We start from the raw sequence: 13,639 nt of genomic DNA, 5'->3' as shown, positions 1-13,639 counted from the left end.
CGCTCCCAATTCTTTATTTTAATAATTTGCTAAGTATATACTTAATTTTCTTTATTTTGCAGTTTTAGATTATGTTTAAACTTAACGTTATAATCTTTATTTAACTAAATCAAGCCATCCATATTTATCTTCTGTTTTACCATTAAATAAACCAAAAAACGCTTGTTGAATCTGTTTGGTTAACGGACCACAACGACCAATTCCAATTTGAATGCCATCAACACTACGTACCGGAGTAATTTCAGCAGCGGTACCCGTCATAAACACTTCATCAGCAAGATAAAGCGATTCGCGAGATAAAGTCTGTTCACGAATCTCAATTCCTAAATCTTTCGCTAAAGTTAAAATCGCATCACGAGTAATACCTGGCAAGGCGGCTGATGTTAATGTTGGCGTAAACAATATTCCATTTTTAACGATAAAAATATTCTCTCCTGCACCTTCTGAAACATAACCATGTACATCCAATGCAATACCTTCTTGGTAACCATGGCGACGAGCTTCACTCCCTACTAAAAGTGATGATAAATAGTTACCACCAGCTTTAGCAGCAGTTGGAATAGTATTTGGTGCTGCACGGTTCCAAGATGATACCATTGCATCAATACCTTGTTCTAACGCTTCAGCACCAAGATAAGCGCCCCAAGGGAATGCAGCAATAATTACATCAGTATTATAACCCTCTGGTGGGTTAACGCCCATCCCAACATCACCAATAAAGACTAATGGCCGAATATAGGCACTTTTAAGATTGTTTTTAAGCAGCGTCTGACGCGTTGCTTCCATCAATTGATCAACTGAGTAGCTCACTGGCATACGATAAATCTTAGCTGAATCATGTAAACGCTGCATATGCTCACGGTGGCGAAAAACAGCTGGTCCTTTGTGAGTATCATAACAACGCACACCTTCAAACACTGAAGATCCATAATGCAAAGCATGTGACATAACATGAACTTTCGCATCTGCCCATTTAACCATTTCATTATTAAACCAAATATAATCAGATTTTGCCGTTGTTGCCATTTTTATATTCCTCTAACTTATTAACGATTAACTAATTGACAGTTACAATATCAGCTAATTTAATTAACTGATTTGCAAGTTGTTCTTTTACTCGGCTATCCACAAGTTCAAAATTTACAGATAATTGCTGTGTTGATTCAACTTGCATGTTCATTGTTTTAATCTTCCCACCACGATGACGAATCACTCTTAATATACGTTCTAATGAACCCGGTCTGTCGTAGGCTTTAATCATTAATTGATAATTTTCCATTTTAAGCTCCATGATGATTTTACTTATTTAGTCTCAACTGACTCAAGCATATTGTGATTAGCTGCGCCGGGTGGAACGAGTGGCCATACATTCTCCATTTCGTCAATTTTCACATGTAATAAAAATGGACCTTTCGAACTTAGTAGTTGATCAATAGCAGGTAGAACCTCTGCTTTTTCAGTAATTGTTTTACCTGGGATATTAAACGCACTCGCTAACAGCACAAAATCTGGGTTATCCGATAAATCAGTTTCACTATAACGTTCGTCAAAAAATAGTTGCTGCCACTGACGAACCATACCTAAGCGGCTGTTATCAATTAAAACGATTTTTACAGGTAGTTGCTTACGTTTAATCGTCGTCAGCTCCTGTATATTCATCATGAACGAACCGTCACCAGAAATACAGATCACACAATCTTGAGGACGAGCAATTTGAGCTCCAATTGCCGCCGGTAAGCCAAACCCCATGGTGCCTAATCCGCTTGAACTAATAAATGTATTTTCTTTAGCAAATAGCATGTGCTGAGCTGCCCACATTTGATGTTGTCCAACGTCAGTAGTAACCACTGTTTCAACGCCTTCGTTAGCTAAAATGGCCTCAGATAGCTGTTTTAATAATAATGGTGCGTAAATACCTTTTCCGGGATGATCATAACGAGGGGGATATTCCGCTTTTAAAGCTAAAATATGTTGTTGCCAATCAGTAATACTAACTGAGTGATTTAACATCGGTATAATGGCTTTTGCATCGCCCTGAATCGCAAGATGCGGCTGTTTTAATTTACCCAATTCCGCAGGGTCGATATCAAGATGAATAACTTTTGCATTAGCGGCAAATTCATTTAAATTACCAGTAACACGATCATCAAAACGGACTCCGATAGCAATTAATAGATCGCACTGCTGCACGGCTAAATTAGCAGATTTAAAACCGTGCATTCCAACTAATCCTAAATAGTAAGGATCATTAATATCTAATACGCCAAGGCCTTTTAAGGTTGCAACGGATGGGATTCTCGTTTGTGCAACAAAATCACGTAATTCACTAACTGCATTCGCCATCATCACGCCACCACCAATATATAGCATCGGTTTTTTTGCATGGTCAATCATTGTTTTAGCAGTAAGAATATTTGAAGTAGTAAGGTGTGTATCAGAAGTGTTGTTATTTGTTGTAAGTGGTTGATGATATGAGGAGCAGGTTAAATGGCTTGGGTAATCCTCTTGAGCTAATTGAATATCCTTTGGTACATCAATTAACACCGGCCCAGGTCTACCTGAATTGGCTATGGCAAATGCCTGTTGTAATATATCGGGTAACGATGTTGGATCATCGACCAAAAAACTGTGTTTAGTACAAGCAAATGACATACCTAATATATCAACCTCTTGAAAAGCATCAGTACCAATTAATGCACGAGGAACTTGTCCCGTAATCGCCACAATTGGAACCGAATCAACTAATGCATCAGCAAGCCCCGTTAATAAGTTAGTTGCTCCTGGCCCTGAAGTCGCAATACACACACCTGTTTTCCCTGTTGAACGAGCATAACCAATAGCCGCCATCGCAGCACCTTGCTCATGGCGACACAAAACGTGCTCAAGCCCACCATCATAAAGGGCATCATAAAGTGGCATAATTTGCCCACCGGGATAACCAAAAACGGTTTTCACTCCATGCTCTTTTAATGACTTAACTATCCACTGTGCTCCGTTCGTCATTATTTTCCCCTTATAATCAATTTTCAATTAGTAAAAAAAAACCCCTGCGATCTTGCGGGGGTTTTTAAATTGTCAACAACGACTTTTTAACTCAATAGCGCCCCCGCGTCGGCATAATAATGACCACGCTAATAATGTTAATGAGGACGATACGAATGTTAAATAAGTTCATAAAATTTAATCTGATACCTTTAATTTATCTAATGTTTTATCTGCGAAGCTATATTTACAGATAGGGCAAACTTCTAATAAAAATACTCGCACTTTTATAAAAGTGCAACACTTTTTTATCAAAAAAGAAACAGTATAACTTTATTTACTATTAACAAAAATAATATTGCATGAAATTATAATCCTAGCAGATTAAGAACATAATATTTTCGATTTATATTTAAAAAATATTTTTATATCAATATATTAATAACGCCATTTTTCAAACTACTAACTAAAATTATTAAAAGTTGAGTTAATGCTGTAATGTTTTTCGTTATAATATTGCTGTAAAGCATAAATATAGTATAAAAATAGTGATAAACCTAAATACTCATAGCCTACCAGTCAATAGTTGACTATAATAGTAGGATATTAATTATTATAGAGTAAATAAGAATGGTCAAAAATCTGGTCTGCTATAAAACGTTACCTGTTTGGAACAATAATACTTTACCCCAAGTATTTAAAGATAAACACAATACCCAAACGGGTACTTTTGCTAAATTAGTTATTCTACAAGGTGAACTTGATTTTGCTATGCTTGATGAGCATGGAAATATCACTAGTCTATATAACTTTTCTGTCACCAAACAACCGCCATTAATTACCCCTCAGCAGTGGCATAAAATCGTTACAACATCTGACGATATTGAGTGCCAACTTAGCTTTTACTGTAGCAAAGAAGATTATTGTGCGAAAAAATATGATTTAACAACTACCCACTCAGATGTCGTTGAAGCTTGTAAAGTTGTACCAGTTGGTAAAGCGTTAGACTTAGGCTGTGGTTCTGGTCGTAATTCTTTTTATCTAAATTTATTAGGTTTTGATGTTGATGCCGTTGATAAGGCAGAGTTAAGCATTGCCAAAATTAATCAGATTATTCAAGATGATAAACTGAATAATATCCAAGCCAATGTGTATGATATTAATCAAGCGAACTTAAGTGGTGAATATGATTTTATCGTCTCAACCGTAGTTATGATGTTTTTACAAGGTGATCGTATCCCGGCTGTAATTAATAACATGCAAACAATCACTAAATCCGGGGGCTACAATCTAATCATCAGTGCGATGTCTACGAAAGATTGCCCATGTTCAGTACCATTCTCATTTACGTTTAAAGAGAATGAACTGCGTAATTATTACCAAGACTGGCATATTATTGAATATAACGAGGATATGGGTGAGCTTCATAAAACAGACATGCATGGTAACCGCATTAAATTACGTTTTGCAACGCTGTTAGCGCAAAAAAATAACCATGATTGATGCTACATATTTACAACATGTAGCATCATTATAGATTAACTAAAGTGACTTAATAATAAAGTTTCATCTATTTGTGAATCACTATTATTAAAACGAATATAGTTTACATTCTGCCATAAACATTTTTTCTGCTGAATACTTGAGATGAATGTTGACCAGTTTTGTAATTTCCAAGTATCCCTTGGATTATTACGAGTAATAATTCGCTGTTTTAAGACATCCGGTTCCACAAATACGTCTAGAATGTAAGGCTGGATACTTCCCCAATTAAATTTATTGATACTTTCCATGATATAGTTAGGATTTGTAAAATAACTTAGAAAAGGAGCATCAAGAATCACCGAATTACCTAACTGTAAATTTTCTCCCGCTAAATGTAGCAATGTATCGTATTCAAGCCCCATTACCGCTTCTTTATAATAATCACATTGATCTCTTGCTGTCGCTTCATACCCCTTGGCCATTAATAGTTCACCAGTAAACCGATTAGCAACAATATCTTTATCTAAATAACAGTAATGAAATTTAGAGGCTAAAAATTTACCCACTGTTGATTTACCTGAACCAGCGGCACCAATTAGAAAAATTGCTTTCGGAGTGGTGTTATTTAATATCATAGATTGCGGCATAAATTCATCCTTTTTCGCATTTGCGAAATTATTTTCACATATACGAACCGTTAATGTGAGCTAGATTATAAATTCATAATTATCAATTAAAATGTAATATCAATGATAATCTCATATGCTATATTTAATAAAGTAATAAAATTGATTTTTTTAACCTACTTCACAATTCACATATACGAATAAATATGACTAAAAATAATCAGCCATTAAAATTAAATAAATCGGCCGCGAGAACAATAGATTTGCTACTGCTCTGCGCAAGTAGTGATAAATATTTAACTTTAAATAATATCTGTGAAATGATGCAATTACCTAAAAGTAGTACTTTTGAATTATTACAGACTTTAGTATACAAAGGGATTATTGAGGTAAAAGATATCGATAAAAAAACGTATGGATTAAGTCTGTTAGCTTTTGAAATTGGTAGTGCGGTAATTACAAATCTTGGCGTAGCCGATGCAGCAAGACCATTTATCCAAGAGCTCAATCGCCAAACAGGCAGTACTGTTTTTCTCGGTGTTGAAGATAAAGGTAAAATTGTCTATATTGATAAGGCAGAAAACCATTCTACAATGAAACCAACAGCAAAGTTGGGCTCAAGACGATACCTTCATACGACAGGATTAGGTAAAGCTTTATTGCATGCCTATCACGATCAAAAAATTATTCAACTCTTAGGTGATGAACCCTACCCAAGTAAAACACCATTATCTCATACCAACCAAACTGATGTCTTGCAAGATGCGAAAAAAACACGAGAGCGCGGATATGCTATTGATAATAGAGAAGATAATTTAGATATGTATTGTATTAGTTCAGCGATCTATAACCATGAAAATGAACCTATCGCCTCGTTCAGCGTAGCTAGTTTATATAGTGGTATGACCGAAGATAAAGAAAAACTAATCGCAAAGTTAGTAAAAGAAACAGCTCTACAAATCTCTAGGAAACTAGGGTTTGCAGGTAACAAGCTATATCAACAAAATGATTGTATGTAATATAGGGAGCAGCTTAATGTATCGTAAACTAGAAAATTTGAATAAAATCGTCAATTCAGGAATTGTACTGATCGTTCGTTTAGCAACAGAGCAAGAATCAATTCAAGTAGCCGAAGCAGCTATTGCGGGAGGAATCAATGTTATTGAAATCCCAATGGCAGTACCAAATGCATTAGGTGTAATTAAATATCTAGCGGATAAATACCGTAATAAAGGTATTTTAGTCGGTGCTGGAACCGTTCTTGATGCTGAAACAGCAAGAGCTGCAATCCTTGCCGGTGCTGAATTATTAGTGAGCCCAAATTTAAATCCAGAGATGATTAAAGCTGCCAATCGTTACCAAGTCATTACTTTAAGTGGTGCTTATACCCCGACTGAGATTCAAAATACCTTAGAAGCAGGTGCTGATATTGTTAAATTGTTCCCTGCAGAATTCGTCAATCCTAATTATATTAAGTCAGTGCTAGCACCATTGTCTCATGCACCGATCTCTCCAACTGGCGGTGTAACGCCTGAGAATGTCCATGAATGGTTTGCCGCTGGTGCGGTCTGTGTCGGTGTTGCAAGCTATATTACTAAAGCGGCTGGGAATGAAAAAGATTACAGTAAAGTCACACTGGCTGCAAAAACCTTTATTGCCGCAGTTAATAAGGCTAAAACCACAAAATAATTAAACAGTAAAAGTTCTTAATTCACACATCAACGGTATTATTTTTTAATACCGATAGGATCTTTTTGTCTAAAAAAGGGTAACAACATGATAACAAAACACAAACCTAAATTAAGATGGGGATTTATTATTCTACTTGTCGTGGGTGCAGTCGTTAACTATCTTGACCGCTCCAATTTAAGTATTGCAAATACAACAATTGCAGAAGAGTTTGATTTAACACAAACACAAATGGGGTTTTTATTGTCAGCATTCCTTTGGCCGTACGCTTTAGCTAATCTTCCTGCTGGTTGGTTAGTCGATAAGTTTGGCCCGAAAAAAATGTTTGCTTGGGCTTCTGGATTATGGTCTGTTGTTACAATTACCTGCGGTTTTCTTAACACTTACTCCATGTTTTATGCTATGCGTGTTGTATTAGGTGTAGCTGAATCGCCATTTTTTACTTCTGGCTTAAAAGCGACACAAACATGGTTTTCTAAAGAAGAACGAGGTGTACCAGTATCTATAATTAACACCGGTTCACAAATTGCTAATGCTATCGCGCCACCACTCTTAACTATTTTAATGTTAACGATGAGCTGGCGGGGTATGTTTATTATTGTCGGGATATTTGGTCTACTTGTTATGTTAGTCTGGCTAAAAATATATCGCAATCCAACGCCAGAAGAAGCAAAAATTATTGCTGGGGATAATAAGATAGAGTCATCTCAAACCAATCAGCCTCAAGCGTCATGGGGAGATTTGTTAAAACAAAAAATGACTTGGTTCATGATTTTAGGTAATTTTGGAATTATGTTTACCATCTGGGTTTATCTAACTTGGTTACCGAGTTATTTAGAAAAAGAACAAGGTTTTACCTTAAAGCAGATGGGATGGATTGCATCAATCCCCTTCTTCTGTGGCATTATTGGGGTACTATTAGGCGGTGTTATTTCAGATTATGCTATTCGACGAGGGTTGCAGCCAATCACGGCTCGTAAAATACCTATCGTTGGAGGCGCAATTATTGCCGCGGCATCGGTTGCTCCGATCGCTTTTATTGATAATACTGTACTAAGTATTGTGTTGCTATCTGTCGGTTATTTTGCCTCACAATTACCATCAGGCGTTATTTGGACTCTTGCCGCTGATGTTGCCCCGAGTAATCAAGTTGGTTCCCTTGGTGCAATACAAAATTTTGGTGGTTTTCTAGGAGCGGCAATGGCCCCCATTGTGACAGGAATTATTCTAGATAAAACAGGTAGTTTTGGTAATGTCTTTATTTTAGGTGCTTGTTTATTAATTATGGGCGCAATATCATATGGTGTATTCTTAAAAAGACCAATTACTCGTCATTAATTCATGAGATCAAGAAAAGGCGCTAAATAAGCGCCTTTTCAATTTCTAAAATAATCAAAGCTTAGTGATCTTCTTTAGCATGATTTAAACTATATCGAGGAATTTCAACAACAAGATCTTCATTAGTCACTCTAGCTTGGCAACTTAAACGACTATTCGGTTCAACGCCCCAAGCTTTATCTAACATATCATCTTCTTGCTCATCACTCTCTTCAAGAGAATCAAATCCTTTACGCACAATACAGTGACAAGTAGAACAAGCACAAGACATTTCACAAGCATGCTCGACTTCAATATCATTACGTAATGCAACTTCTAAAATAGATTCGCCTTCTTCGGCCTCAACGGTCATCCCCTCAGGACAAAGTGATTCGTTTGGTAAAAATGTAATTTTTGGCATAATAATCTCTTTTCAATCAATTAAATGTCATCAACACTATGGCCAGTTAGCGCTTGCCGTATTGAACGATCCATCCTTAAAGCGGCAAAATGTTGTGTCATACTATCTAAATGTTTAATCTGCTTTTCAATCTCATAGCTATCTTGCCCCTGTAAAGAGACCTCAAGCAGATGCTTCTGTCTTAAAATATCATCAAGTTCTTGAATTGAAAGTAAATCAGCATCTTTATCCAAAGCGGCTTGTAAACTTTCTAACACTCTTGAACCTTCAACTTTTTGCTCTAATAATTTACGCGTTAACTTATCATTTTCAGCATAATTTAATGAGTCTTGAATCATACTTGCAATCTCATTATCTGTTAAACCATAAGAGGGCTTAACTTGAATTGCCGCTTGAATTCCTGTCGATTTTTCCATCGCAGTAACACTCAGTAACCCATCAGCATCAACTTGAAATGTAACACGAATATGAGCACCACCTGCTGGCATTGGCGGTATTCTTCGTAAAGTAAAACGAGCTAAAGAACGACAATCCGCCACTGTTTCACGCTCTCCCTGTAAAACATGAATCATCATTGCCGTTTGACCATCTTTAAAGGTAGTAAACTCTTGAGCCCTTGCACAAGGAATTGTACTGTTGCGAGGAATAATTTTTTCAACTAATTCGCCCATCGTTTCAATCCCGAGAGATAACGGAATAACGTCCAGCAATAGCATATCTGAATCTGGTTTATTACCGACTAAAATATCAGCCTGAATTGCAGCGCCAATCGCCACAACCTTATCGGGATCAATTGACGTTAATGGCGTACAACCAAAAAAATCACCAACTTTACAGCGGACATAAGGTACACGAGTTGATCCTCCAACCATCACGACTTGGACAACTTCATCTGTCGTCACATTGGCATCTTTTAATGCGCGTCGACAAGCAAAGAGTGTACGTTTCACTAAGGGTTCAATTAAAAGCTCAAACTCGCTACGCGTTAATTTACCTTGCCAACCAGCAAACTCAACCATAACGCTTTCTTTATCAGATAGCGCTATTTTCGCTTCAGTTGCAAGATCTAATAACTTACGTGACAAATAAGGATCATTTGTGACATCAACCCCAGCCTTATCAGCAATCAACTTAGCTAATAAGTTATCAAAATCATCGCCACCTAATGCAGAGTCGCCACCGGTAGCAAGCACTTCAAAAACACCTTTACTCAAACGTAAAATAGAGATATCAAATGTACCCCCACCTAAATCATAAATTGCAATAATACCCTCTTGACCGGAATCAAGACCATAGGCAATTGCAGCAGCGGTCGGTTCATTAAGTAAGCGTAATACGTGTAAGCCCGCTAATTGAGCAGCATCTTTGGTTGCCTGACGCTGAGCATCGTCAAAGTAAGCTGGTACAGTTATCACCACACCGTCTAACTCACCACCTAAACTCTCTTTTGCTCTTAATGCCAACATATTTAAAATATCAGCTGAAACTTGTACTGGATTGACCTGATTATTAGGCAAATTTAAAATAGGTACACCATTTTCAGTCGTTAAAAAAGAGTATGGGAAATGAGAAATGTCGATCTCACTTAAGTGACGTCCCATTAAACGTTTTATGGAACTTACGGTATTTTGTGGATCAGATGCAGCATTATTTTTAGCATTTACTCCAACAGTAATAAGTAAATTGTCATCATCATTGCGACCATAGTGTACAACTGACGGCAATAAATGCTCTCCATTAGCATCGGGTAATGTTTTTGCCTGCCCACTACGCACAGTAGCAACTAGCGAGTTAGTGGTACCTAAATCTATCCCTGCAGCTAATCTATGCTGATGTGGAGCAGGGGCTAAACCTGGTTCACTAATTTGTAGTAACGCCATTAAATTATCTCTTATAGTCGTGAATAAATAATAAGGCTATTATAAAGCAAATTGTTTTTCTTGCAGTAACTCTATTTGTTCAATTAACCTAGCAAAATAACGCAGTTTATAAAGGATGATTTTAGCATCCTGCCATTCGCTATTTTTGATAGCCAACAATACATCGCTATAAACCTGTTTTTTACGGCTGATCACTTCATCATAAAAAGTGTCTAATGCATCAAGATCATTGGTCTGCTCAATATCATCGAGTATTTCTCGTAACTCAAATTGTTCGTTGAGAAATAGCGGATCGAAAATAGTATTACTTTCATTGTCGATATCAATCCCTTCCAAAGCTAACCGATATTGGGCTGCCGTAAAGGGATCTTTTAAGGTTTTATAAGCCGCGTTAATCGTTGCAGATTTTTGCATTGCTGTCGCTTTTTCACTATCGTTTGCAATGGCATAATTATCCGGGTGATATTGCCGCTGCAACAGTTGATACTGTTCATTTAATTGAGCAATATCAACAGGCAACGTTGCAGGTAGGTGAAATAATGAGAAGTAATTATCATGTTCAAACATTATCAGTATGCCCTATCAATATCTAGCAATCGTAAAAAGATTAAACATTAAAACTTTCGCCACAACCACATTCGTTTTCAACGTTTGGATTATTAAACTTAAATCCTTCGTTTAATCCTTCTTTTACAAAATCTAACTCGGTGCCGTCAATATAAACAAGGCTCTTAGTATCTACAATAATTTTGACATCTTTATCTTCAAATACATTATCGTCAGCATTGATATCATCAGCAAACTCAAGAACATAAGCCATACCTGAGCAACCTGACGTTCGAACACCTAATCTTAGTCCAACCCCTTTCCCTCGGTTAGCTAAAAATGATTGTACACGATTTGCGGCACTCTCCGTTAATGTAATAGACATAGTCAATCCTTATATTTATCTATTATTGCTTATTTGCTTATTTGCTTATATTGCTTTTTGTTTTTTATTTTTGTAATCATCTATCGCGGCTTTAATCGCATCTTCTGCCAAAATTGAGCAGTGAATTTTCACTGGTGGTAACGCCAATTCTTCAGCAATATCAGTATTTTTAATTGCACCAGCCTCATCAAGAGATTTACCTTTAATCCACTCAGTAACTAAAGAACTTGATGCAATTGCACTACCGCAACCATAGGTTTTAAATTTTGCGTCTTCAATTATACCATTATCATTCACTTTAATCTGTAGACGCATCACATCGCCACATGCTGGTGCACCAACCATACCGCTACCAACATTGGGATCATTTTTATCAAACGCTCCAACATTACGAGGATTTTCGTAATGATCAACTACTTTGTCGCTATAAGCCATAATATTTACTCCTCGCTATTTGTGATTAATGTGCAGACCACTGAATTTGATTCAAATCAACACCATCTTTATACATTTCCCATAATGGCGATAACTCTCGCAAACGTCCAATTGAGTCATGAAGAAGTTTAATCACATAATCAATCTCTTCTTCGGTGGTAAAACGTCCTATAGAGAAACGAATTGAGCTATGCGCTAATTCATCATTTAATCCTAAAGCACGTAGAACATAAGACGGTTCAAGACTTGCTGAAGTACAGGCCGAACCTGATGATACCGCCAAATCTTTAAGCGCCATCATTAATGATTCACCTTCAACATAAGCAAAGCTCACATTCAAAATATTTTGAACACCGTGTTCTAAAGAACCATTGAGATAAACAGCTTCAATATCTTTTAAGCCATTCCATAAACGTTCTTTCAATTTCTGTAGACGAGCCATCTCAGTAACACGTTCTTCTTTAGCGATACGGTAAGCTTCGCCCATTCCGACGATTTGGTGCACCGGTAAAGTCCCTGAACGCATTCCTCGTTCATGACCACCACCATGCATTTGTGCTTCAATACGAATGCGTGGTTTACGTCTTACATATAATCCACCAATCCCTTTAGGACCATATATTTTGTGCCCAGAAAACGACATGAGATCAACTTTTAATTTAGATAAATCAATATCAAGTTTACCAACACTTTGTGTTGCATCGACATGGAATACGATTCCGCGACTACGACACATTTCACCAATTTTCTCAATATCTTGAATCACGCCAGTTTCATTATTCACATGCATGATTGAAACCACTGTTGTATCATCACGCATAGCTTGTTCAAGCTTCGCTAAATCAATAATACCATCAGATTCCGGTGTTAAATAAGTAACCTCAAACCCTTCTCTTTCTAACTGACGACAAGTATCTAGTACCGCTTTATGTTCAGTCTTACTGGTAATAATATGTTTACCTTTGGTTTGATAAAAATGTGCAGCACCTTTAATCGCCAAGTTATCGGCTTCTGTTGCACCAGAGGTAAATACAATTTCTCGAGAATCTGCACCGATCAATTCAGCAATTTGATTACGTGCGATGTCAACAGCCTCTTCTGCTTGCCAACCAAAACGGTGAGAACGTGACGCGGGATTACCAAAGATGCCATCTGGTGTTAAAAATTGCATCATTTTATTTGCAACTCTTGGATCGACTGCAGTGGTTGCTGCATAATCCATATAAATTGGAAGTTTCATCTATTGCTCCAACACAAATTTTATATTATTTTATTTAGCTAAGGTGATTAACGCGAATTAAATTACTTTGTCTATCCGCAACAGCTTGCACATCTTTATTTTTGACTAGTTCATTTAATGTTATATTAGCCAAGAAACTATCAATACGTTCACTTAAGTCATTCCATAATGAGTGAGTTAAACATTTAACACCACCCTGGCAACCTTCTTCACCATGACACTTAGTTGCCTCAACAGTTTCATCCACCGCTTTTACAATTGAACTAATAGCTATCTCACTCATGCCGCGACCAAGAACATAACCACCGCCTGGTCCTCTCACACTACTCACTAAGCCATTTTTTCTTAAACGAGCAAACAACTGTTCTAAATAAGACAATGAAATCTCTTGTCGCTCTGAAATTTCTGCCAGTGATACCGGACCTTGATTGGAGTTCAATGCAACATCAAGCATCGCAGTTACGGCATAGCGGCCCTTTGATGTCAATTTCATAATTATATCCTTTCTATTAATAACAGGAATTATTGTATATATCCGTTTTTTTTAGTCAAGTATTTAGTTGAGCTTTTTAGTAGGATATAGAAATAGGGAAAAACTATCAGCCAAATTTATAGACATTTAGATCATTGTTT

15 protein-coding genes are annotated in these 13,639 nt (G+C 36.8%); 4 read left to right on the top strand and 11 right to left on the bottom strand.

The window, feature by feature from the left end:
• Window positions 1-96: 96 nt before the first annotated feature.
• Genes RHO11_11900 through ilvG form a run of 3 tightly spaced genes read right to left on the bottom strand, consistent with a single transcriptional unit; the run spans window position 97 to window position 3,003 of the window.
• Window positions 97-1,026: a branched-chain amino acid transaminase gene (locus tag RHO11_11900; GenBank protein ID WVD61167.1), complete on the bottom strand. Its 930-nt coding sequence runs from the start codon at window positions 1,024-1,026 to the stop codon at window positions 97-99.
• Window positions 1,027-1,057: 31 nt separating this feature from the next.
• Window positions 1,058-1,279: an acetolactate synthase 2 small subunit gene (ilvM, locus tag RHO11_11895; GenBank protein ID WVD61166.1), complete on the bottom strand. Its 222-nt coding sequence runs from the start codon at window positions 1,277-1,279 to the stop codon at window positions 1,058-1,060.
• Window positions 1,280-1,302: 23 nt separating this feature from the next.
• Window positions 1,303-3,003, bottom strand: a complete 1,701-nt coding sequence (ilvG, locus tag RHO11_11890) for an acetolactate synthase 2 catalytic subunit (protein ID WVD61165.1) — start codon at window positions 3,001-3,003, stop codon at window positions 1,303-1,305.
• A 609-nt stretch (window positions 3,004-3,612) separates the two neighbouring features.
• Between ilvG and tehB the strand changes: the two genes are divergently transcribed.
• Complete coding sequence (gene tehB / locus RHO11_11885) at window positions 3,613-4,485, top strand: SAM-dependent methyltransferase TehB (GenBank protein ID WVD61164.1); 873 nt, start codon at window positions 3,613-3,615, stop codon at window positions 4,483-4,485.
• Between the two features lie 35 nt (window positions 4,486-4,520).
• Here tehB and RHO11_11880 read toward each other — a convergent pair whose 3' ends face one another.
• Window positions 4,521-5,114 carry an ATP-binding protein gene (locus RHO11_11880; GenBank protein WVD61163.1) on the bottom strand — a complete coding sequence of 198 codons (594 nt, stop codon included), beginning with the start codon at window positions 5,112-5,114 and terminating at the stop codon, window positions 4,521-4,523.
• 185 nt (window positions 5,115-5,299) lie between these two features.
• Between RHO11_11880 and RHO11_11875 the strand changes: the two genes are divergently transcribed.
• The 3 genes from RHO11_11875 (at window position 5,300) to RHO11_11865 (ending at window position 8,120) form a co-directional block, all read left to right on the top strand.
• The gene (locus tag RHO11_11875) at window positions 5,300-6,112 is read left to right on the top strand and encodes an IclR family transcriptional regulator (protein ID WVD61162.1); all 813 of its coding nucleotides are present in this window, start codon (window positions 5,300-5,302) and stop codon (window positions 6,110-6,112) included.
• 16 nt (window positions 6,113-6,128) lie between these two features.
• Complete coding sequence (gene eda / locus RHO11_11870; GenBank protein ID WVD61161.1) at window positions 6,129-6,782, top strand: bifunctional 4-hydroxy-2-oxoglutarate aldolase/2-dehydro-3-deoxy-phosphogluconate aldolase; 654 nt, start codon at window positions 6,129-6,131, stop codon at window positions 6,780-6,782.
• A gap of 87 nt (window positions 6,783-6,869) precedes the next feature.
• Complete coding sequence (locus RHO11_11865; GenBank protein WVD61160.1) at window positions 6,870-8,120, top strand: MFS transporter; 1,251 nt, start codon at window positions 6,870-6,872, stop codon at window positions 8,118-8,120.
• Between the two features lie 61 nt (window positions 8,121-8,181).
• On the opposite strand, the gene fdx is transcribed toward RHO11_11865, so the two are convergent.
• Genes fdx through iscR form a run of 7 tightly spaced genes read right to left on the bottom strand, consistent with a single transcriptional unit; the run spans window position 8,182 to window position 13,499 of the window.
• Window positions 8,182-8,520 carry an ISC system 2Fe-2S type ferredoxin gene (gene fdx, locus RHO11_11860; GenBank protein ID WVD61159.1) on the bottom strand — a complete coding sequence of 113 codons (339 nt, stop codon included), beginning with the start codon at window positions 8,518-8,520 and terminating at the stop codon, window positions 8,182-8,184.
• Between the two features lie 20 nt (window positions 8,521-8,540).
• Complete coding sequence (gene hscA, locus RHO11_11855) at window positions 8,541-10,400, bottom strand: Fe-S protein assembly chaperone HscA (GenBank protein WVD61158.1); 1,860 nt, start codon at window positions 10,398-10,400, stop codon at window positions 8,541-8,543.
• Window positions 10,401-10,439: 39 nt separating this feature from the next.
• Window positions 10,440-10,967, bottom strand: coding sequence for a Fe-S protein assembly co-chaperone HscB (hscB, locus tag RHO11_11850; protein WVD61157.1), 528 nt, complete (start codon window positions 10,965-10,967; stop codon window positions 10,440-10,442).
• Between the two features lie 40 nt (window positions 10,968-11,007).
• Complete coding sequence (iscA, locus tag RHO11_11845) at window positions 11,008-11,331, bottom strand: iron-sulfur cluster assembly protein IscA (protein ID WVD61156.1); 324 nt, start codon at window positions 11,329-11,331, stop codon at window positions 11,008-11,010.
• 45 nt (window positions 11,332-11,376) lie between these two features.
• A complete protein-coding gene (gene iscU / locus RHO11_11840) occupies window positions 11,377-11,766 on the bottom strand; it encodes a Fe-S cluster assembly scaffold IscU (protein ID WVD61155.1) in 390 nt (129 codons plus the stop codon).
• Window positions 11,767-11,791: 25 nt separating this feature from the next.
• Window positions 11,792-13,006 carry an IscS subfamily cysteine desulfurase gene (locus RHO11_11835; protein ID WVD61154.1) on the bottom strand — a complete coding sequence of 405 codons (1,215 nt, stop codon included), beginning with the start codon at window positions 13,004-13,006 and terminating at the stop codon, window positions 11,792-11,794.
• A 34-nt stretch (window positions 13,007-13,040) separates the two neighbouring features.
• The gene (gene iscR, locus RHO11_11830; GenBank protein WVD61153.1) at window positions 13,041-13,499 is read right to left on the bottom strand and encodes a Fe-S cluster assembly transcriptional regulator IscR; all 459 of its coding nucleotides are present in this window, start codon (window positions 13,497-13,499) and stop codon (window positions 13,041-13,043) included.
• Window positions 13,500-13,639: the final 140 nt, after the last annotated feature.

The sequence above is a fragment of the Orbaceae bacterium BiB genome, from assembly GCA_036251205.1.
Taxonomy (GTDB): domain Bacteria; phylum Pseudomonadota; class Gammaproteobacteria; order Enterobacterales; family Orbaceae; genus Orbus; species Orbus mooreae.
The sequence above is the reverse complement of the archived record's forward strand: the minus strand, read 5'-3'. Positions and strand labels throughout refer to the sequence as shown.